The 20,715-nt window shown below is 69.2% G+C and carries 21 protein-coding genes and 2 rRNA genes; 2 read left to right on the top strand and 21 right to left on the bottom strand.

The features are described from left to right. Positions 1–63: 63 nt before the first annotated feature. The 12 genes from VFW66_01520 to VFW66_01465 form a co-directional block, all read right to left on the bottom strand. Complete coding sequence (locus tag VFW66_01520; protein ID HEX5385358.1) at positions 64–1,155, bottom strand: protein arginine kinase; 1,092 nt, start codon at positions 1,153–1,155, stop codon at positions 64–66. Between the two features lie 30 nt (positions 1,156–1,185). Continuing rightward, complete coding sequence (locus tag VFW66_01515) at positions 1,186–1,686, bottom strand: UvrB/UvrC motif-containing protein (GenBank protein ID HEX5385357.1); 501 nt, start codon at positions 1,684–1,686, stop codon at positions 1,186–1,188. Further along, positions 1,683–2,384: an ABC transporter ATP-binding protein gene (locus VFW66_01510; GenBank protein HEX5385356.1), complete on the bottom strand. Its 702-nt coding sequence runs from the start codon at positions 2,382–2,384 to the stop codon at positions 1,683–1,685. Before VFW66_01510 ends, VFW66_01515 begins: the two co-directional genes overlap by 4 nt. 15 nt (positions 2,385–2,399) lie before the next feature. Then, the gene (locus VFW66_01505; protein ID HEX5385355.1) at positions 2,400–3,734 is read right to left on the bottom strand and encodes an ABC transporter permease; all 1,335 of its coding nucleotides are present in this window, start codon (positions 3,732–3,734) and stop codon (positions 2,400–2,402) included. A 16-nt stretch (positions 3,735–3,750) separates the two neighbouring features. Next, entirely contained in the window at positions 3,751–5,262 is a 1,512-nt protein-coding gene (lysS, locus tag VFW66_01500) for a lysine--tRNA ligase (GenBank protein HEX5385354.1), read from the bottom strand. Continuing rightward, a protein-coding gene (prfB, locus tag VFW66_01495; protein HEX5385353.1) for a peptide chain release factor 2 occupies positions 5,259–6,369 on the bottom strand; the annotation gives its coding sequence in 2 pieces (ribosomal slippage) (positions 5,259–6,296 and positions 6,298–6,369; 1,110 coding nt in all). Before prfB ends, lysS begins: the two co-directional genes overlap by 4 nt. Positions 6,370–6,464: 95 nt before the next feature. Continuing rightward, complete coding sequence (locus VFW66_01490; protein HEX5385352.1) at positions 6,465–7,391, bottom strand: zinc-ribbon domain-containing protein; 927 nt, start codon at positions 7,389–7,391, stop codon at positions 6,465–6,467. Next, entirely contained in the window at positions 7,388–8,383 is a 996-nt protein-coding gene (locus VFW66_01485; protein HEX5385351.1) for a diguanylate cyclase, read from the bottom strand. The genes VFW66_01490 and VFW66_01485 overlap by 4 nt, the downstream gene beginning before the upstream one ends. Before the next feature lie 58 nt (positions 8,384–8,441). Beyond that, positions 8,442–9,485 carry a calcium/proton exchanger gene (gene cax / locus VFW66_01480; GenBank protein ID HEX5385350.1) on the bottom strand — a complete coding sequence of 348 codons (1,044 nt, stop codon included), beginning with the start codon at positions 9,483–9,485 and terminating at the stop codon, positions 8,442–8,444. A 19-nt stretch (positions 9,486–9,504) separates the two neighbouring features. Beyond that, the gene (locus tag VFW66_01475; GenBank protein HEX5385349.1) at positions 9,505–9,672 is read right to left on the bottom strand and encodes a Trm112 family protein; all 168 of its coding nucleotides are present in this window, start codon (positions 9,670–9,672) and stop codon (positions 9,505–9,507) included. Then, on the bottom strand, positions 9,669–10,544 hold the full coding sequence (gene era / locus VFW66_01470) for a GTPase Era (protein HEX5385348.1): 876 nt from the start codon (positions 10,542–10,544) through the stop codon (positions 9,669–9,671). The genes VFW66_01475 and era overlap by 4 nt, the downstream gene beginning before the upstream one ends. Before the next feature lie 22 nt (positions 10,545–10,566). Beyond that, on the bottom strand, positions 10,567–11,067 hold the full coding sequence (locus VFW66_01465; protein ID HEX5385347.1) for a hypothetical protein: 501 nt from the start codon (positions 11,065–11,067) through the stop codon (positions 10,567–10,569). Between the two features lie 120 nt (positions 11,068–11,187). On the opposite strand from VFW66_01465, the gene VFW66_01460 reads away from it, so the two are divergent. Both VFW66_01460 and VFW66_01455 read left to right on the top strand, forming a co-directional pair. Continuing rightward, positions 11,188–11,409, top strand: coding sequence for a hypothetical protein (locus VFW66_01460; protein ID HEX5385346.1), 222 nt, complete (start codon positions 11,188–11,190; stop codon positions 11,407–11,409). A 216-nt stretch (positions 11,410–11,625) separates the two neighbouring features. After that, positions 11,626–12,312 carry a hypothetical protein gene (locus tag VFW66_01455; GenBank protein HEX5385345.1) on the top strand — a complete coding sequence of 229 codons (687 nt, stop codon included), beginning with the start codon at positions 11,626–11,628 and terminating at the stop codon, positions 12,310–12,312. An 8-nt stretch (positions 12,313–12,320) separates the two neighbouring features. On the opposite strand, the gene VFW66_01450 is transcribed toward VFW66_01455, so the two are convergent. The 9 genes from VFW66_01450 to VFW66_01410 all read right to left on the bottom strand — a co-directional run. After that, positions 12,321–13,067 (bottom strand): hypothetical protein, encoded by a 747-nt coding sequence (locus VFW66_01450; GenBank protein ID HEX5385344.1) that lies wholly within the window; start codon positions 13,065–13,067, stop codon positions 12,321–12,323. Between the two features lie 20 nt (positions 13,068–13,087). After that, a complete protein-coding gene (gene hypF / locus VFW66_01445; GenBank protein ID HEX5385343.1) occupies positions 13,088–15,487 on the bottom strand; it encodes a carbamoyltransferase HypF in 2,400 nt (799 codons plus the stop codon). Continuing rightward, positions 15,484–16,752, bottom strand: a complete 1,269-nt coding sequence (locus tag VFW66_01440; protein ID HEX5385342.1) for an SIS domain-containing protein — start codon at positions 16,750–16,752, stop codon at positions 15,484–15,486. Before VFW66_01440 ends, hypF begins: the two co-directional genes overlap by 4 nt. 94 nt (positions 16,753–16,846) lie before the next feature. Further along, the gene (gene hypE / locus VFW66_01435; GenBank protein ID HEX5385341.1) at positions 16,847–17,998 is read right to left on the bottom strand and encodes a hydrogenase expression/formation protein HypE; all 1,152 of its coding nucleotides are present in this window, start codon (positions 17,996–17,998) and stop codon (positions 16,847–16,849) included. Beyond that, positions 17,998–19,113 (bottom strand): hydrogenase formation protein HypD, encoded by a 1,116-nt coding sequence (hypD, locus tag VFW66_01430; GenBank protein ID HEX5385340.1) that lies wholly within the window; start codon positions 19,111–19,113, stop codon positions 17,998–18,000. Before hypD ends, hypE begins: the two co-directional genes overlap by 1 nt. Then, positions 19,110–19,385, bottom strand: coding sequence for a HypC/HybG/HupF family hydrogenase formation chaperone (locus VFW66_01425; protein HEX5385339.1), 276 nt, complete (start codon positions 19,383–19,385; stop codon positions 19,110–19,112). The genes hypD and VFW66_01425 overlap by 4 nt, the downstream gene beginning before the upstream one ends. After that, on the bottom strand, positions 19,382–19,660 hold the full coding sequence (gene hypC / locus VFW66_01420) for a HypC/HybG/HupF family hydrogenase formation chaperone (protein HEX5385338.1): 279 nt from the start codon (positions 19,658–19,660) through the stop codon (positions 19,382–19,384). Before hypC ends, VFW66_01425 begins: the two co-directional genes overlap by 4 nt. A 246-nt stretch (positions 19,661–19,906) precedes the next feature. Further along, positions 19,907–20,023: ribosomal RNA gene (rrf, locus tag VFW66_01415) — 5S ribosomal RNA — on the bottom strand. Positions 20,024–20,175: 152 nt separating this feature from the next. Further along, a 23S ribosomal RNA gene (locus VFW66_01410) occupies positions 20,176–20,715 on the bottom strand; the annotation flags it as partial.

Below are 20,715 nucleotides of genomic sequence, written 5' to 3'. Positions count from 1 at the left end.
CGATCAGTAAAATTGTACCCGTTCATCGCGACACCTGCGTTCTGCATTCTTGGCCACGGCCGCCTACCCGCGCCGGCCGACTTCCTCTTCAAGCATCCGCCGCACGTATTGGGCCCGCCGAATCGGGATCTCCGCGTCGGCGGCCGGCCCGGCTCCCGAGCCCTGCCCCGCCGCGAGGTGCGCCGGCTGCGTGTAGACCAGCAGCTTGTTCAGCGTGTACATCCCAACGCCCGGGATCAGCCCCATCCCCACGCCGAGCCGGACCCCGCTCAGCAGGTTCATCGCCTCCTCGAAGGAGAGCGACCGCGCGTAGCGCAACAAACCGTACGCGCGCCAGACCTTGTCTTCGATGATGGCCGGCGCGTCCCGGACCAGCACCTGCCGCGCCTGCTCTTCGTAGTCGATGACCTGGCGCACCATCTTACCCAGGTGATCGAGCAATTCCGACTCGGACTTGCCGAGCGTGGTCTGGTTGGAGAGCTGGAAGAAGTTGCCGACGACTTCGCTCCCCTCGCCGTACAGCCCGCGGAAGGTGAGGCCCACCTGTGCCAGCCCTTGGAGAACCTTCGAGATCTCCTTGGTGAGCACCAGCCCCGGCAGGTGGATCAGCACCGATGCACGGAGCCCCGTCCCGACGTTCGTGGGGCAAGAGGTAAGGTAACCAAACTCAGAGTGGAATGCGAAGGGAAGTCGTTGTCCCAACTCCGCGTCGAGCCGTTCCACTTCGGCGTACGCGGCATCGAGCGCGAAGCCCGAATGCAGACCCTGGAGCCTCAGGTGATCTTCCTCGTTCACCATCACGCCGATGCGGTCCTGAACGAGGAGCGAGGCTCCGCTCCGCACCCGCCCATCGGCCTCGAGGCCCGCCAATTCCTTGCTGACGAGGTGCCGCTCGTGCAGGAGCTGCCGGTCGGTGCGTTCCAATCGGTCGAGGCGGAAGAGCGCCGCGCGCCGGAGCAGCACCGTCTCTCGCGCTGCCCGCTGTATCGTGTCGAGGATGCGCTCGCGGTCGGTTTCGCTGCTTCGCGTCTGGAAGACGTTGCCCGCCAGATTCCGCGCCAGCCGCACCCTGGTCGAGAGCACCAGGTTGTTGAGCGGCCCGCTTGCGTCGAGCCACCCGACGCCGCCGTCGGTGAGCAGGCTCAGATCGATCACTCGGCCACCCGCCTCACTCGGCCACCCGCCTCACTCGGCCACCCGCAGCCGGTCGCGAAGCTCGGCTGCCAGCTCGAAGTTCTCGGTTTCGATTGCAAGGCGGAGCTGTTCCCTCAGCTCGGCCTCGTGCCGCCCCGGCTCCGCCGGCGCACCGCGTTCCGCGTACCGCTCGCCCATGTGCACCGTCGAGCCGTGCAGCCGGCGAAGCAGGTCGCGCAGCGGAGCCTCGAAGCTCCGGTAACAGTCGGCGCAGCCCAACCGGCCCGTCTCGCGGAAATCCTGCAACGTGGCGCCGCAGCGGCTGCACGCCATGCGGTCGGCGCCGCTCAGACCGGCGAGCTTGTCGGGCTGGCCCTTTCCCATGCTCGCGGCCACGAGCTTCGCAAAGGGGTTCTGCTCCACCGACCCCGCGCTCTCGATGCCCTTCTCCGCCGCGCAGCGCTCGCACAGGTGGACTGTGGTCATTTCGCCGCCTACCGCTTGGGTGAGATGGACGGCGGCCTCGCGCTCGTGGCACTGGTCGCAGGTCATGACGGCATCGACTCCACGCCCGGCATCGGCACCAGCCGCCCGTTCTCCAGAGTGAGAATCCGGTCTGCTCTCGCGGCCAGGAGCCGGTTGTGGGTGACCACGACGAGGGCGGTCTCGAACTGGCGCGCGAGATTGGCGAACAGCTCGTGCAGCATCTCGCTGTGCCCGAAGTCGAGGTTGCCCGACGGCTCGTCCGCCAGCACCACCACCGGATCGGTCGCGAGCGCGCGCGCCACGGCGGTCCGCTGCTGCTCGCCGCCCGAGAGCGCCGTCGGCCGGTGCGACATCCGCCCCGCGAGCCCCACCGCCGCGAGCAGCTCCTCGGCCTTGGAGCGCGCCGCCGCATCGGACGCGCCGGCGATGAGCAGGGGCAGCATGACGTTTTCCAACGCGGTGAACTCCCGCAGCAGGTGATGAAACTGAAAGACGAACCCAAGCCGCCGGTTGCGCACCTGCGCGAGCGCCGGTGGCGCGAGCTCGGCGTATGACTGGCCCTCGAGCCTTACCGTGCCCGAGGTCGGCCGGTCGAGCGCGCCCAGAAGGTGGAGCAGCGTGCTCTTGCCGCTGCCGCTCGCCCCCATGATGGCGACAAACTCGCCCCGGGCGACCGCGAGGTCGGTGCCGGCGAGCACCTCGATCAGGCTCCCGTCCCCCCCGCGATAAACCTTCCTGAGCGCGTTCGCCTCCAGAATCGGCACACTCACCTCCGCCGCTCACTCATGCCGGATGGCTTCGACCGGTGTGAGCCGCGCCGCCGAGAGCGACGGGTACACCGTCGCGAGCACGGCGATCGCGATGCTCGCGGCCACCACAACCAGTACGTCTCGCAGCTCGACATGGACCGGCAGGTGATCGATGAAGTACACCGCGGGGTTGATCTTGATCCAGCCGGAGCGGTCCACCAGGTAGGAAACCGCGAGGCCGCTGACGAGGCCGAGGCTGGTGCCGACCAGCCCGATGATGGCGCCCTGTGCGAGGAAGATCCGTGCGACCGCCGGCGCCGTGAGGCCCATCGCCTGGAGGATGCCTATCTCACGCGTCTTGTCCGCCACCACCATCGTAAGGGTCCCGACGATGTTGAACGCCGCGACCACCATAATGAAGAAGATAATCAGGCCCATCGCGAGCTTCTCGAGCTGGAGAGCGCTGAAGAGGCTCGCGTTCTGGTCCTGCCAGTCGAGCGTGCGATAGGGATACCCGAGCCGCTGCTCGATCCTCGCGCCCACCACCGGGGCCAGGTCGGGATCGGTCACCCGCACGGCAATCCCCGACACCGCGTCACCCAATCCGGTGAACTTCTGCGCCATGGTCCGCGACATTACGACGAACTGGTTGTCGTACTGGAACATGCCGGTGTCGAACAGCCCGGTCACCTCGAACTTCCAGAACTTGGGCACGGCGACGCCGAGCGCGGGATTGATCTTGGCCTCGGTGACCGGCGCCAGCGTCACCACATCGCCAGGATAGACCGAGAGCCGGCTCGCGAGCCGGGCGCCGAGGAGCAGCGCGCCATCCACGTCTTTGCGGGTCGGCTTGAAGGAGAGATCGCCCTTGGTGATCGACTGAGGGAAGGATGTGACCGACTTCGTGCCGGTGTCTGGCTCGAAGCCCAGCACGTTGACGGCCTCGCCGTAGTCGTGGCCCGCCGTGATTCCGGCCTGGCTGATCACCTCGGGCTCCGCCGCGACCACGCCCGGCACCTTCCGCACCTCGGCGAGCACATGCTGCCAGTCGTCCAGCCGGAGCCCCGCGCCGAACGTGAGCACCCGGAGGTGCGGGCTTCCCACCAGGATGCGCTCGCGCAGATCGTCGCGCAGACCGTTCATGACGCCGAGCACCACCGTGAGCGCCAGCACGCCGACGGCGACACCGCCGATGGAGATGACCGTGCTGAGCGATGCCGTACGCGAGCCCCGGCGAGAGCGGAGGTAGCGCCCCGCAATCCGGCGCTCGAGCCGCGAGGGCCAGCGCAGGACGGCCCGGAGCTCGGGCGTGCCCGTCACCGGCGGTCTTTCGCCGGGCACTCGATCGGTGGGCTGCAGCGTCATCGGTTTGCCAGCTCGCTTACGTCTCCGGCCGCATCGCGGGAAAGAGGGTCACGTCGCGGATGGACGGTTCGCCGGTGAGGAGCATCACCAGCCGGTCCACCCCGATGCCGACGCCGCCCGCCGGCGGCATCCCGTACTCGAGCGCACGGATGTAGTCGGCGTCGTATTGCTGCGCATCGTGGTCGCCGGCGGCACGCTGGCGGGCCTGATCCGCGAACCGGGCGCGCTGGTCGTCGGGATCGTTGAGCTCGCTGAACGCATTGGCCAGCTCCACGCCGCGCACGAACAACTCGAACCGCTCGGTAAGCGCCGGGTCCGTCCGGTGCACCCGCGCGAGCGGCGAGAGCGCCTTCGGGTAGTCTACCACGAACGTCGGCTGCACGAGCGTCGGCTCGAGCCACACCTTGAACACCTCGTCATACAACTTGCCGCCGGAAAATCCCGCCGCGGTGTCGGGCGGCACGCCAGCGTCCACCAGGAGCTTTCTGAGCGCGGCCTCGGGGGCGGTTCGGATGTCCACCCCGGTGCGCGCCGCGAGCCCCGAAACGAACTCCACCCGTGGCCAAGGCGGCGTGAAGTCGAGCATCACTCCCTCCCGCTCGATCGTGCGGGTGCCCAGGCAATGCTCGACGACCCCCGAGATCATCGCCTCGACCAGCGCCATCATGTCCCGGTAATCGGCGTATGCCTGATACAACTCGAGCATCGTGAACTCGGGGTTGTGCGTCCGGTCCATCCCCTCGTTGCGGAAGTCGTGTCCGATCTCGTAGACCCGCTCGAACCCGCCCACCAGGAGCCGCTTGAGGTAGAGCTCGTCGGCGATGCGGAGAAAGAGCGGCTGGTCGAGCGCGTTGTGGTGCGTGACGAACGGCTGCGCCGCTGCGCCGCCGTAGAGCGGCTGGAGCACGGGCGTCTCGACTTCGAGAAACCCGCGCTCGTCGAGAAACCGCCGGAGATATGCGATGGCCCGGGCGCGCAGCCGGAACACCTCACGCACCTCGGCGTGTACGGCGAGATCCGCATAGCGCTGGCGATACCGCACCTCGGGGTCGGCCAGGCCACCGAATGTCGTCGCCTCGTCGCCTTCGCCCACGGTCTTGCCGCGCGGCAGCGGCCGCAGCGACTTGGCAAGCAGCTCGAGGGCCTCGACCCGCACCGTAATTTCGCCCATGCGAGTGCGGAAGAGGCGGCCGCGTACCCCGACGTGGTCATCGAGGTCGAGCAGTGTCACCAGCTCGTATGCGTCGCCCAGTGCGTCACGCCGAAAGTAGATCTGGATCTGCCCTGCGGCGTCCTCCAGGTGCGCAAACGCCGTCTTGCCCTGCGAGCGGAGCGACACGATGCGCCCGGCGACGGCCACCTCCGGCCCGTTGTCGCCCATCGCGTCCTGATAAGCCGCCCGCGCCTCGGCCGTCGTGTGCGTGCGCTCGAACCGGTATGCAAACGCGGGAATGCCGCGGCGGTCCAGCTCGGCCATCCGCTCGCGGCGCGCGGCCTCGATGTAGCTGCGCTCTTCGGTGGCGCTCACGCCGCGCGGCCTCCGAAGCGCCTGAGATAAGCCTGAATGAACTCGTCGAGGTCGCCGTCCATCACCCGCTGCACGTCAGCGACCTTCACCTCCGTCCGGTGGTCGTTCACCATCGTATAGGGCTGGAAGACGTAGGAGCGGATCTGGTTGCCCCAGGAGATGTCCGCCTTGGTGGCCTCCAGCTTGGCGCGCTCCGCCTCCTGCTCTTCGAGCTTGCGCTGATAGAGGGCGGCGCGCAGCATCTTCATCGCGGTGTCCTTGTTCTTGAACTGGCTGCGCTCCTGCTGACAGGAGACGACGACGCCCGTCGGAATGTGGGTGAGCCGCACGGCCGAGCTGGTTTTGTTGACGTGCTGCCCACCGGCGCCCGAGGCGCGGAAGACATCCATTTTGATGTCTTCCTCGCGCAGATCGATCTCGATCGTGTCGTCCACCTCCGGATAGACGAACACCGACGCGAAGGACGTGTGGCGCCGGGCCTGGGAGTCGTACGGGGAGATGCGCACCAGCCGGTGCACGCCCTTCTCCGCCTTGAGATAGCCGTACGCGTACTGGCCCTTGATCTCGATCGATGCCGCCTTGATGCCCGCCTCTTCGCCGGGGACCAGGTCGAGGATCGTCACCTCGAATCCGCGCCGCTCCGCCCAGCGCACGTACATCCGCATCAGCATCTCGGCCCAGTCCTGCGACTCGGTGCCGCCCGCGCCGGGATGGATCGTGAGCAGTGCGTCGCGCTCGTCTTCGGCGCCCTGCAACATCGCCTGGAGCTCGAACGCCTCCACGCCACGCTCCAGCTCCTCCGCTTCGCGGGTGAGCTCGGCCGAGAGCCCGAGGTCCGGCTCCGCCTTCAACAGCTCGGCCATTTCGCGCGCGGACACGAGCCTCGCATGCAGTGTCTCGTAGGGGCCGGTCCATCCCTTGAGTTGCTTGAGCTCCTGCACAGCGGCGCGGGCCGTTTCGGGGTTGCTCCAGAAGCCCGGTTCCGACTGCCGAGCTTCGAGCGCCGAGAGCCGCGCCGCCTTGCCCGTCAGGTCAAAGAAAGTCTCGCAGCTCGGCGACGCGACGCTCCAGTTCGGCCAGATGCTCGGCGAGATCCGACATGGGCAGGGCTCCAGGGTGGTGACAATGCGAGTGAGCCGCTCGACCGCCCGCGGGCGGACGAACGGCTCCGAACGCTCGAATATACCCCGTTCGCGCGGGGGCTAGAAGAGTTGCCGCCCGTCCGCCAGGATGTCGTTCAGCGCCTCCCGGAAGAAGACCGTCGTCTCCGCGATCTCCTGCCCCACCTGTTCGGTGTATTCGTCCCAGCTCTTGCGGATTTCGTCGTTGAACAATTCGCGAAGGTTGCCGTCGCGGAGGCCCTGCTGCCGCTTGCCCGGATGGTAGACCACCATGTCGGAGATGAGCGCGCGTGCGAGGCGCCGTGCCTTGGACGACGGGTCTTGGGAAAGGAACGGGTTGATGGGCCGGGGCGACGGCGGGGCCGTTGCGGTCGCGGGTGAGGCTGGCGCTGCAGGCGCGGCGGCCGGCATGGCCGTGGCGAGCGCGGCGGACGCCTGGGGCGCTGACGGCACGGGCCGCGGTGGCGTGATCACGTGCGTGCCGATGCTCGGCGCCGCCGCGGCCACCGCGGGGATGGCGGGCCTGGGTGCGGCCCGCGGCACCGCCGGCGGCGGAAAGACGATGCCGCGGACCGGGGCGGCCGGCTGGGGCGATGCGCTGGGCGCCGGCGACAGTGGCGCGGGTGGCTCTGGCGCCGCTGGCGCTGGCGCCCCCGGCCGTTCAGGCGCATGTGTCTCGACGCGGGGGGCGGGTGCCGGTTCCGGCTCCCTCCGCGCCTCGATCGCCGGCTCCGCGGGTCTCTCGACCTGCGCGGCGACCGTCGGCTCGGCCGCAGCGGGGTTGGCAGCCTGCGGCGCCGGCGCGGCCGGCGGGGGCACCGGCGCCGGAGCGTGTGCGGCCGAAGGAGCGTCGGCTTGCTGCTCGGCCCGCGCCGGCGCCGCGTCGCTCTCCCGCCGCACCGCAAAGACGGCGCTGCAGATTGCGCAGCGCGCCCGCACTCCCTGCTCGGGCACCTTGGCCGGATCGACCCGGTACAGCGTGCTGCAGTTCGGACACGTGACGTTCATTTGGATTCCTCGCCCCGTTCGCGTGATGCCGGGACGGCCCGAGTGTCGGCATCGGATCCCTGACGGCGATCGACGACGAACACCGAGCCAGGCAGCGTCTTGGCGTAGCTCTTCATTTCCGTGGCCAGCTCGCTCACCTGCGCCGGATGCGCGAACCGCCGGCTCACGTTCGTGACGATGCCGATCGAGAGCGTCATGAGCGGCACCCGGTGAAGTTGGCCCCGGCGGTCCTTGCCGAAGAAGTACCCTGCGCGCCGGTCCTGCTCGTTGTACTGCAGCGGAATCAGAGCGTCGAACACGCTCAGGATCTCGGTGCAGACGCCGTGGATCTCGCACGCCGGGATGACGAAGATGAAATCGTCGCCGCCGATATGCCCCACGAACCCGCGCGGCCCCAACATGCCCTTCACGACGTCGTGCAGAATCCGCGAGAGCAGATAAATCACCCGATCGCCGTCGTAGTAGCTGTAGCGATCGTTGAACTCCTTGAAGTGGTCGAGGTCCGCGTAGCACACGGCGAACTGCTGGTGCAGCTCCAACTGGCGCCGGATCTCCCGCTCGATCTCCGTGGTGCCGGGGAGCCGGGTCGAGGGGTGCACCGACACATCCCGCTGCGTGCGGACCAGCATGGCCTCCATGCGAGCCCGCTGCTCCGCCTGTGCAAAGGCGCCGGTAATGACCTCGTCCGCCCCCGCCTCGAACCAGGCCTGGACGGCCTCCGGGTGGTGCTCGCCTGCCAGCACGGTGACCGGGACGATTGCGGTGAACGCATCACTCTTGAGGCGCCGGACGAGCCCGAGACCCACCGCGCTCGAGCGGTCCGCATCCACGAACAGCAGGCACGGATGGCCCCGCAGGACGATGGATTCGATCTCGTCGGCCCGGCGGAACGGCAAGAGGGGGAATGCCTTGGCGTGGGCCCATTGGCGTACCAGGGCCGGCACCGGGCGACCGTCCGGCGAGAAGAAGAGAATCGTCGGGCGAGTCCGCACCCGTGCCCTCAGGTAAGAGTTTGCCTGACGCTAACTTAAGCCGCGCCGCCGAGCCAAGTCAAATGAAAAACGCCGCGACCGCCAGGATGGCATATACCGCCAGGAGTTGGACCCCCTCGAACCAGTGTGATTCCCCGTCCAGCATGAGTATGGCGGCCACGCCCGTGGCCGCCGCCAGGCCAATCACCTCGAATGGCTGGAACACCAGATCCATCTCTTGGCCGAGCACGAGCCCGATGAAAACCAGCAGCGGCCCCACGAGTAGTGCAATCTGCGTGCTCGACCCAAGGGCGATCTGTAGCGCGAGGTCCACCTGCCCCTTCCGGGCCACCACGACGGCTGTGGCATGCTCCGCCGCGTTTCCGATGAGGGGGATTACGATGAGGCCCAGGAACAGCTCGCTCAGGCCCAGGCTCGCCGTGACGGCCTCGGTGGCATGTACCAGCAGCTCCGACTCGATCGCGACACCGACGGTCGCGAGCGCCAGCACCACGACCGCCTTCCGCACGCCCCACGTGGGTCCGTCCATGGCGTGCGGTTCGCCGCCGAAGAGCCGCCGGTGGGTCTTGAGGCTGAAGAGCAGTGAGAAGCCATAGGTCGCAATCAGGATCGCGGCCACCCACTCCGACATGTGCAGCTCGGCCGCGCGCGCCCGCGCTTCGGGATGCGCCGCGTGGAAGAGCGCCGGAAAGACAAGGCCGACAACCGCGAGCGCGAGCATCGCGGCACTCGAGCCGGCGGAGGTGCGGTTGAAGCGGATCTCCTGCCGGTCGGTGCCTGCAGCGATGAGCGAGATGCCGAGGATGAGGAGCAGATTGCCGAGGATGCTGCCGGTGATCGAGGCCTTGACCAGCGACACCAGGCCGGCCCGGAGCGCCACGATGGCGATGATGAGCTCCGCCGCGTTGCCGAACGTCGCGTTGAGCAACCCGCCGATGGTGGGGCCGGTGCGATGGGCGAGGTGTTCCGTCGCCTCGCCCATGTAGCCGGCGAGCGGCAGCACACCGAGACACGCCACGATGAATACGACACTCGGAGGGAAGTGCAACCACCCGAACACGAGGCTCGCGGGCAGCGCCACGAGCAGGAGGCGTCGGATCATCGGCGGGGTGCTGCCCGGACTACAGCGGCGTGGCCTCGTCGATCAGCATGATGGGAATGCCGTCTTCCACCGCGTACACCAGCCGGCAGGCTTGGCACACGAGGCATTCCGGCTCGGTCCGGTACTCCAGCTCGCCCTTGCACTTGGGGCACACCAGGATCTCGAGCAATTCGGGCGCGAGGCTCATGCGGATTCCTCCCGGGAAACGGGAAAGCCGAATCGGGTGAGCGCCGCGGCGCTGCGGCGCCATTTCGGGAGCACCTTCACCCAGGTGTCGAGATAGACCGGCGCGCCGAGCAGTTCCTCCAGCCGCGCGCGTGCATGCGTTCCGATCGCCTTGATGGTCCGGCCTCCTTCGCCGACTACCATCCCCTTCTGCGACTCCCGCTCGACGTACAGCGTCGCCCGAATGTACACCGGTCGCTCGTCCTCGCGGAACTCGTCCACCTCGGCGGTGAACGCGTAGGGCAGCTCGTCCTGCAACAGCTCGAACGCGGCTTCGCGGAGATACTCCACGACGAAGAAGCGAAGGGGCTGCACACCGACGTCGTCACGGTCGTGGGCGAACGGCCGCTCGGGCAGCAGCGGCCGAATACGCGCGAGGAGCGACGCGATGCCCTGACCCTCGATGGCCGCCACGACCGAGGCCCCGCCGCTCTCGAGTTCAGCACGACGCCCGCCGCTTACGAGGTCGCCCATGGTGTAGACCAGCAGCACGGGAGCTGCCGGCGGCCGCTCGAGCCGCGTCACCTCGGCGAGCGGCGGTGCGGGCGCGGCGGGTGCAGGGTGCAGGTGGAGGATCACGTCGGCGCCGTCGAGCGCATCCACGGCGAGCGCGCGCATCCGGGCCTGCATGAGGTAGGAGGGATCGAGCAGTCCGGGCAGATCGTGGAAGACGTACTGTGTGTCGTCCTCGGTCACGAGCCCCATCACCGGCAGCCGCGTCGCCTGCGCCTTGGGCGACACGATGGCGAGGTGCTGGCCCACGAGGGCGTTGAGGAGCGACGACTTGCCGGTGTTGGGCGCGCCGGCGAGGGCGATCACGCCTGAGCGGGTCATGCGGAAGTATACGCGGCTCGAATCAGTCCGCCGCCTCGCTCAGCCGGTCGAGCTGGGCTTTCGCCTCGAGCCACATCGGACGCAGTTCGGGATCGCACTCCTTCCACAGCTCGAGAAAGTTCCGGTAGTGCTCCGCCGCCCGCGCCGGCTCTCCGTTTTTTTCGTGGATTTCGGCCTGGCGAAGCTCCGACGGCGCGAGATATACCAGATCGGCCGTTGACAGCTCGGCGATCGGCTCCAACCACCCTAGCGCCTCCGCACCACGTCCGAGCCGGCGGAGCAGCTCGCCCCGCAGAAATCGCTCGTGCCCCTGGGTGTTGAAGTGCGCCGGTGTATAGTCGCGCGGCCAATCGAGCGGCGCGCGCTCCAGCTCGGCCAACGCCTCCTCCGGGCTCCCCCGCTCCACCGCCGCAGTTGCCCGGATGCTCGCGGCGAGCGCGCGGGCGAAGGTTTGCCTGTACGACGAGTCGGGCCCCGCCACGAGGCTGTCCTGGTACCGGCCGGCCGCTGCGTCGTCGCCCATGCGCACGCTCAAAAGGCCGAGCACGTAGTCGGTGATGTCCCTCGGCCGGCCTGGTCGCTCGACGGCGCCCGGATCGCGTTCAGCGGCGACCCCGACGGCGCGGGCGGCCCGGCCGCAAACGTGATCTACGTCATGAACGCCGACGGGGTGGGCGCCGTACCGCTCACCAGCAATACCAACGCAGACTTCAGCCCCACCTGGTCGCCGGACGGCAGCCGGATCGCGCTCGAGCGGATCGTCGGCGCGAACCACGAGATCTTCGTCATCAACGCCGATGGCTCGGCCCCGGCCAACTTCACGAACAACGCGGCGTTCGACGGTGCGCCGAGCTGGGGACGATGAAGTACCGCCAGCGGCCCGAGGACGGTCATCCCAAAGCGCGCGAGGTGCGCCATGAGAATCGCCCGAAAGATGGTCTGCGTGCCGGCCGTTGGGCTGGCGTGGGCAATCGGCCTGAGCGGCTGCGGAAGCGGCGGAGCGGACGCTCCCGTCGAACCGCCGGCGTCATCCGGGCCGCCCCGGATTACCAGTGTGGAGTTTCCCTCCAGCGTACCGAGCGTGGCCGGCACGCACGTCATCGGCACGGCGCAATTCGTCGATCCCGACGGCGACCTGGAGAAGGTGCTTGTGGACGTGACGAGCACCCCGACCAATGTCCAGGCCCAGGGCAGAACCGAGGTCCCGCTTGACGTGGCGGACGCCACCGAGGGAACGATCGGGCAGGGATTTTACAACTGCCCGGCCGCAGGGCCTCCCGGCTGCAACGCGGGGCGCGTAACCGCCACCGTGACGCTCCAAGACAAGGCGGGCAATCAGAGCGAGCCGTCCACCTTCTCGTTCGATGTCACGAACGAGGCGCCCGTGTTGTCGGCGGCGGAGATCCCGTCTCCGATCCCGGCCGGCGATCCGGTCGATGCGAGGGTGTCTTTCACGGACGCCGAAGGCAACGTGGTCGGGCTCGAGTTCCAGGTGGTTTCGGATCCCAACCACGTCATCCCGCCGACAAGCATCGTGAACCGCCCGGACTTGCTCTTCGCGAAGACCGCTGGGACGATCAAGATCGACAAGATCTTCGTATGCCCGGTGAACACCTGCGCCACGGGCAAAGTGGCAGCAGACGTGAGGCTTCGCGACCTGGCCGGCAACCGAAGCCAGCCGAAGCGCGTCTCGTTCGAGATCGTCGACGATAACCCGGCCCCGAACGCGGGCGCGCTCGGGCGCGCGTCGTTTGTACCGGGTATTTGAGGTGTGTGCTATCGCATTGCGACCACGGCGTACCACGCGCCGAACAGCAGCCCGCCCACCCCGAACGCCGGCACCAGCCGCGCCAAGCTCGCTGCCATCCGACCCCGGCTCAGCCCGTAGCCGAGCGCCGTCGACACGAGCGCCATCGACACGGCCGTCGCCGCGGCAAAGACGAGCAGCGCGACCACGCCTTGGGTGCGCCCCGAGACCGCTCCCACGAGCAGCACGCCGACGCCCGCGGACCCCCCCACTCCGTGCACCAGCCCGATGCCATACGCCGCGAGCGGGGTGCGGCCGAGCGCGTCCGCATGCGAATGGGTATGGTCGCCCGGGGCATCGATGGCATGCGCCGTCGCGTGCGCGTGCGGGTGGGCGTGGCGCACCGTACCGTGCCGGTGCGGGTGGATGTGATACTCGCCTTGCCACCAGCGGAGCAGCAGGCGCACCGCAAGGACGATGACGACGAGGCCGATCGCCACTTCCGCACCCTGGAGCAGCCGTTCCGGGAGGAATCGCCGGAACAAGACGACCGGCAGGCCGAACATGAACAGCGTCGTCGCATGGCCGAGCCCCCAGGCGAGCCCGAGCAGGCCGGCGCGCCGGGCGCTCCGGTCGCCGGTGAGCACCAGCGTCGAAACGGCGGTGAGGTGATCGGGGTCGGTGGCGTGCCGCAGCCCGAGCAGCAGCGCCACGATGAGCCCCATCGTAATGCCGCCGCCGCCGAACGTCGCGATCCACTGGTCCAAGCCGAGCATGCGCGCTCCCGTCGACGCGTTCAGCGGCTCGCGCCGGTTGCTGCCGCGTGCAGCGCCGCCGCCACCGCCGCCTGACCGTATGCAATGCCGCCGTCGTTCGGCGGCAGGCGCTCCGGCACGAGAACTGTGAACCCCGCCGCGCTGAGCGGCGCCGCGGTGCGCTCGAGAAGCAGGCGGTTCTGGAATACGCCGCCCGAGAGGACCACGACGTCGCAGCCGCGCGCGCGTGCCATGTACGAGAGGGCCGCGGAGGTCGCCTCGGCGAGGCCGTTGTGGAATCGCGCCGAGATCACCGGCGACGGAACGAGCGCCGCGGCGTCGCGCGCGGCCGCGAGCACCGCCTCGCGGACGTCGAGCTGGAGCGTGGCATTGGCCGCCGCTTCGACCAAGGGTACGGTGTACCCGCTCTCTTCGATTGGGTCGGCGAGCGCTTCCAGCTCGATGGCCGCCTGGCCTTCGTAGGTGACCTCCGCCCGCACGCCGGCGATTGCAGCGATGGCGTCGAACAGGCGCCCCGCGCTCGTCGTGAGCGGAGCGGCCAGCCCGCCGAGCGCCATTTGCGTGACCGCGCGCCAGCGGCGTGGCTCGACTCGATCCTGCAGCGCGCAGGGAAGCGCGGGCGCGCCGCCTTCCGCCTCCGCGAGCCACGCGCACGCCATCCGCCACGGCTCTCGCGCCGCGCGGTCGCCGCCCGGGAGCCGCACCGGCCAGAGGTGGCCACACCGCTCGAAGCCGGTGAGATCGCCGAAGAGCAACTCGCCGCCCCACACCGTCCCATCGGGTCCGTAACCCGCGCCATCAAAGATGGCGCTGATCGCGGGGCCGCGCATACCGTGCTCGGCGAGGCACGCAGCCAGGTGGGCGTGGTGGTGCTGCACGGCGACGTGGCGGACACTCTGGCGCTCGAGCGCGTAGGCCGTGGAGAGATAGTCGGGATGAAGGTCGTGCGCGACGACTTCGGGCCGCGCCGCGAAGAGCCGCTCGAATTGCGCTACGCCCTCACGAAAGGCCGCGAGGGTCTCGTAGTTCTTGAGATCTCCGATGTGATGGCTTACCCACGCGCGACGCCCCTTGCCGACGCAGAACGTGCTCTTGAGCTCCGCGCCGCACGCCAGGAGCGGCGGCGCCTCGTCCGGAAGTGCGAGGCTCGCCGGCACGTGGCCGCGTGACCGCCGCACGACGAGCGGCCGAACGCTGGCGCCGACGGCGACCGTCCGGATCACCGAGTCGTCGGTCCGGGTCTGGATCGGGCGGTCATGCGTGAGAAAGAGATCGGCGATGGTTCCGAGCCGCGCAAGCGCGTCGTCGTCGCGATAGGCGATCGGCTCGTCGGAGACATTTCCGCTCGTCATCACGAGCGGCACGCCGGCATCCGCCACGAGCAAGTGGTGGAGCGGCGTATAGGGAAGCATCAGGCCCAGGTCGCGCGAACCCGGCGCCACCGAGGGCGCGACCGCCCCCACCCTGCGGTCCTGGCCCGCGGCGAGCCTCCGGCAGAGCACGATCGGCCGCGCGGGCCCGGTGAGCAGCGCTTCGTCTTCGGGCGCCAGGTCTGCCAGCGCGCGCGCGCTGCCCACGTCGGGCACCATGAGCGCGAACGGGCGGTCCTCGCGATGTTTTCGCGAACGGAGTCGTGCCACCGCGCTCTCGTGGTCCGCGCGGCAGGCCAGGTGGTAACCGCCGAGCCCCTTCACTGCGATGATCGCGCCGCCGGCGAGCGCACGTGCCGCGGTGGCGATCGCGTCATCGCCATTGGGCGCATTCCGCGATGCAGGATGCCCGAGCGCATCGACCAGCCGCACGCTCGGGCCGCATGCCGCGCACGCATTGGGCTGGGCATGGAAGCGGCGGGCGCCCGGATCGTCGTACTCCGCCCGGCACCAGGCGCACATCGTAAACCCCGCCATCGTCGTAAGCGGCCGGTCATACGGCACGCCGCGCACGATGGTGAACCGGGGCCCGCAGTCGGTGCAGTTGATGAACGGATAGCGATAGCGGCGGTCCCCCGGGTCGAACAACTCCCCGAGGCAGGCCGCGCAGGTCGCCGTGTCGGGCGAGACGAGCGCCGACGGTTCGCCCGCCGCGGCGCTCTCCAGAATCGAGAAACTGCGCTCGCCGGCCGGCGCGATGTCGTCGCGCAGCACCCGCTCGATCGACGCGAGCGGCGGCGCCTCCGCAACCAGACGATCGAGGAAGCGTTCGACCGCACCCGCGTCGCCTTCGACTTCCACCACCACGCCGCGCACGTCGTTCCGGACGTGACCGCCGAGGCCCAGCGTCACGGCCAGACGGTAGACGTGCGGGCGAAAGCCAACGCCTTGCACCACGCCTTCGACCCGGGCCCGCACCCGGCGCCGGCCCGGTCGCCGGGTCGGATCGACGGCGCCTCCGCGCGGCCGCATCGCCGGCGCGCGGCTCATGAGGGCGCGTCCGCGCCCGCCAGCTCCACCAACTCGCGCAGCACGTGGTACGCGCTCGCCTGCGCCTCCTGGATGCGCGGAATGTGCTCGGAGGGCGTCACGATCACGTGGTCGGCCAATCCTTCCGCGGCGATGCGGCCGCCGCCATATCCCACGAGCGCGACCGTGACCATGGCCCGCCGGCGCGCTTCGGCCAGGGCCTCGATCACGTTGCGCGATCCGCCGCTCGTCGAGAGCGCCAGGACTGCGTCGCCCGCGCGCCCGTGCGCGATGATCTGGCGGGAAAAGATGAGCTCGGGCCCCACATCGTTCATGATCGCGGTCAGGATGGCCGCGTCCTCGGTGAGATCCACCGCCGGGCGTGCGGGCCATCCGCGCGGCGGCTCGCGGAAGTCGGCCACGACGTCCATCGCATCGGTGGCGGACCCGCCGTTGCCGAGCGCGAAGAGGCGCCCACCACCGTCGAACGCCGCACGCAGCGCGGTCGCGGCGGCGGCGAGCGCATCGCGCCCTTCGGACAGCGTGCGCGCCCTGAGCGCGGCCACCTCGTCGGCCTTGAGCAGCACCGACGCACGCACGTCGCCCACGACCGACTCGAGGTCGTTCTCCCGCTCCGCCAGAAAGGGATAGAGAAATCCCGGCGCGCCAATGTCGTGAACGGTGCGCGCCTCCCGCCCATGCAGCAGCCCGCGATGCTCGAAGAACACGTGCACCAGCTCCCAGAGCACGTGATAGAGGGTCTCGACCAGCTCCTGGCGCACGAACGGGTCGTCGCTCGGCGGCACGAATTCCCACGCGGCGCCCGCTGGCGAAAACGCAATCGTGAGGCAGCCGCGACGGTGCGCCGCGTCGAGCGCTGCGGCCGTATCGCTATCGCCTCCGCGCTCGTCCGTCCCGAACGCGATCGCGATGTCCTCGGGCTCGGCCAGAAGCTCGACTTGGGCGGCGAGCGGCCCACCTTCGCTCGCGAGCCCCAACGCCGGCAACGCGCGTTTCCCGACGATCACCGGGTGCACGAACTCCACCGCCACATGGCGCACGTCGGACCGCGGCGCCGCGGCGTGCCCAAACGCCACCAGCCGCCCGCCCCGCGCAAATCGCTCGGCCATGCGGTGGCAGAGCCGCGCGATCCGATCGGCGTGTGCGGCAAAGAAGCGATGGTTGGCGTCGGTGCGGCGTTGCAGGAGGTGGTCGATCCACGCGGCGGCCCCGAGTGTCGCGGCGGGCGTCGTGGTCGTACCGCTCTTACCCTGGACTGGCGGCATCAGGCCGTAGCTCCTCCACCGTCCGCAGCACCAGCTCGACCTCCCAGTCCACCGCCCGCGCGAACGCGGCGGAGAGCCCGACCAGCACGTCTTCCTAGCAGATCCGTGGCAGCGGGTCTCCGACCAGGAGATCCATCACGCGCTTGCCGCCAAATGCGGTCTCGACCAGCACCATGCCCGGCGGTTCGGACCGGACCTCTCCGATTTCCGCCGCGCGCTCCGAGCCTTGAACCCGACAGAGCGCGGCCACCGCCGCGTCCGCGAGCTCCGGTGCAACGCACGCCACGAGTCGCCCCTCGTTCGCCACGTACATGGGATCGATGCCGAGGATCTCGCACGCGCCCGCGACGGCGGGGTCCACGGGCACTGCGCGCTCGCGGACGAGCATGGCGACGCCGGATGCGAGGGCCAGCTCGTTGAGCGCGGACGCCACGCCGCCGCGCGTCGCATCGCGAACGCAGCGGAGCCCCGGGCCCGCCGCCGCGAGCAGTGCGTCCATCGCTGGCCAGAGCGAGCAGGTATCCGACTCGATGGCCGCGTCCAGCTCGAACTCGCCGCGCGCCAGCATGATCGCCGTGCCGTGCGCGCCGATCGGGCCGGACACCACGATCCGGTCGCCGGGCTTGAGCGCGCGAGGCGACAACGAAGCGCGCGGATCAAGGACGCCGAGCCCGGTAGTGCAGACGTACATGCCATCCGCGTGGCCCCGCTCCACCACCTTGGTGTCGCCGGCCACGATTTCGACGCCCGCTGTCCGCGCCGCCGCCCCAATCGCCTCGACTTCCGCCCGCAACGCCTCGGCCGGAAGCCCCTCCTCGAGCACCAGCGCGAGCGTAAGCGCCACCGGGCGGGCTCCAGCCACGGCGAGGTCGTTCACCGTGCCGTTCACGGCGAGCTCGCCGATCGATCCGCCGGGAAACCGGAGCGGCTTCACCACGAAGCTGTCAGTCGTGAGTGCCAAGCCCAGGCCCTCGAGCCGCACCGTACCGGCATCGGCCAACTCGCCGAGCGAAGCGGAGCCGAACGCCGGCACAAGCAAACCTTCGATCAGCGTGCGGGTCGCCTTGCCGCCGGCGCCGTGCGCCATCGTGATCTGCGCATCGCGGAAGTGCGCGGGCCGCGAGCGCGCCTGCTCGATGCGGCCCAGCACCCGCTGCTCGCGCGCATCGACCTCGGCGCGCATGCCCTTCGGCTCCTGCGCGTGCCGCTCGACGTCGGCGGCACCCGCGGCGGGATGCCGCATCATTACACGACCTGCCGCTCCCGGGCGAACCGCCCGTAGTTGTAATAGGCGGCGCAGGCCCCCTCGCTCGATACCATACAGGTGCCGATGGGCCGCTCGGGCGTGCAGGCCGTGCCGAACACTTTGCACTCCCACGGCTTGATGACGCCCTTCAGCACCTCGCCGCATTGGCAGGCCTTGGGATCCGCCACCCTGATGCCGGGCACCGGATAGCGCCGCTCGGCGTCGAAGTCCGCGTATGCCGCGGAGAGCTTGAGCCCGCTCTGCGAGATGAAGCCGAGCCCGCGCCACTCGAAATGAGGGCGGAGCTCGAAGACCGCGGCCAGCACCTCCAGAGCGCGGGGGTTACCGGCGTAGGGCACGACCCGGGTGTACTGGTTCTCGACCTCACAGCGCCCCTCGGCGAGCTGCCGGAGCACCATGTGGACCGACTGGAGCACATCGAGCGGCTCGAATCCCGAGATCACCACCGGCTTCCCATAATCAGTCGGGATGAACTCGAACGGCCGGCCGCCCACTACCGTCGAGACGTGCCCGGGCCCGATGAATCCGTCGAGCCGGAGATCGGGCGACTCGAGCAGCGCCCTGAGCGGCGGTACGATGGTGACGTGATTGCACAGACAGAAAAAGTTGGGGATCCGCTCGGCGCGGGCGCGCATCAGCGTGAGTGCCGTGGAAGGCGCCGTGGTCTCGAAGCCGATGGCGAGGAAGACCACGTCCCGATCGGGATTGTCCCGCGCGATCCGGAGCGCATCGAGCGGCGAGTAGACCATGCGCACATCGGCCCCGGCGGCCTTGGCGTCGAGCAGGGTGCCGCTGGAACCCGGCACCCGCAGCATGTCGCCGAAGCAGGTGAAGATCACGCCGGGCCCGCGCGCGATGGAGATCGCGTCGTCCACCCGCCCCATCGGAATCACGCAGACCGGGAAGCCGGGCCCGTGCACCAACTCGACGTTGGCGGGCAGCAGGTCATCCACACCGTACTTGTAGATGGTGTGGGTGTGGCCGCCGCAGACCTCCATGACCTTGTAATGGCGCCGCGGTTCGACCTCCGCCGCGATTTGGGCCGACAGGGCCCGGCCGAGCTCGGGATTCCGGAATTCGTCGACGAACTTCATCTGGGCCGCTCCTCGCCGCCGCCGGCTCCGGCACCACCGTCGAGCCGGAGCAGCGCCACGCCCGCGTGCACCAGCAGCAGCTGGCCGGGCGCGGCCGCACCTACGAGATTGAGTTGGATCTCGGCCTCGCGCCCTTCCGAATCAACGCCCACGGCGAGCGCGTTGTCCGCGTCCATCCGGACGACGCGCATCGGCGTGCCTTCGTCGGCGCAGGTGGTGCAGTGGGAGCCGGGGTCGCAGGCCTGAGGCGTGGGCGGGAGGCGAGTGCTCACTCGATCGCGCTCGCTCTGAGCTCGCTCAGCTCAAGTTCATACTCACCGCCCATGCGTTCCAGCAGGCGGAGGGTGGCGAGGGCTTCCGCTTCGTCCACCTTGGAGAGGGCGAAGCCGACGTGGATCAGGACCCAATCGCCGGGGCCAACGCCGATCCCATCGGCATCCAGCAGTCCGACGTTTACGTTGCGCTGCACGCCTGCGACGTTCACGCGGGCGAGCCGCCGCTCCTCGTCGACCACTGCGACAATCTGCCCAGGAATGGCCAGGCACATCAGAGGACGCCCTGATCCTTCATATACCCTCAATCCTCGCCCGGGCGGGCGGGACACAGCGCGGAGCGAGCGCGGGCGCGGTCGTCCGGACCTGATCCTTCGGAACGAGGCCGGCTTGCCGATCTGATCTGTCAGCCGACTTCGTAATCCTATAGTCCGACGTGATGGCGCGGCTGTCAAGAGCGAGGCGAGGGCTGAAACGCGCGAAGGCCCGACTCCTTGCGGATATCGGGCCTTCGAAGGAAAGGCTGGCGACGGCCTACTCTCCCAGGACCTCTCGGTCCTAGTACCATCGGCGCTGCAGGGCTTAACTGCCGTGTTCGGAATGGGAACGGGTGTGGCCCCTGCGCGCTAGTCGTCAGCCGATTCTCGCGGCGCGTCAAGCGCGCCGGATATCGAAGCGGAGCCCCGAGGGGCTCCGCGACAATCGGGAGATGGATGGTGAGCGCCGCCGGCGCCTTGGCGCCTGCGGCAGAGAGGAATCGTCCGGGGGCACGGGTGTGCCCCCTGGGGGAGAGATCAAACTTCACGGGCGATTAGTAGCGCTCGGCTGAAGAGGTTGCCCTCCGTGCACCTGCGCCCTATCAACCTGGTAGTCTCCCAGGGCCCTTGAGGGAGCTTATGCTCCAGGAGTGTTCATCTTGGGAAGAGTTTCCCACTTAGATGCTTTCAGCGGTTATCTCCGCGCGACATCGCTACCGGGCGGTACCCCTGGCGGGATAGCCCGTACACGAGCGGTCGCTTCGTCTCGGTCCTCTCGTACTAGAGACGACGTCCCTCAACACTCCCACGCCCACGACGGATACAGACCGAACTGTCTCACGACGTTCTGAACCCAGCTCATGTACCACTTTAACCGGCGAACAGCCGGACCCTTGGGACCTTCTCCAGCCCCAGGATGTGATAAGCCGACATCGAGGTGCCAAACCGCGCCGTCGATGTGAACTCTCGGGCGCGATAAGCCTGTTATCCCCAGCGTACCTTTTATCCGTTGCGCGATAGCCGCTCCACCCCGGGCTACCGGATCACTACGGCCCACTTTCGTGGCGGCTCGA

The organism is Gemmatimonadales bacterium (genome assembly GCA_036279355.1).
In the GTDB taxonomy this organism is placed as follows: domain Bacteria; phylum Gemmatimonadota; class Gemmatimonadetes; order Gemmatimonadales; family GWC2-71-9; genus DASQPE01.
Note: the sequence above shows the minus strand (reverse complement) of the source record. Positions and strands in the feature narration are given on the sequence as shown.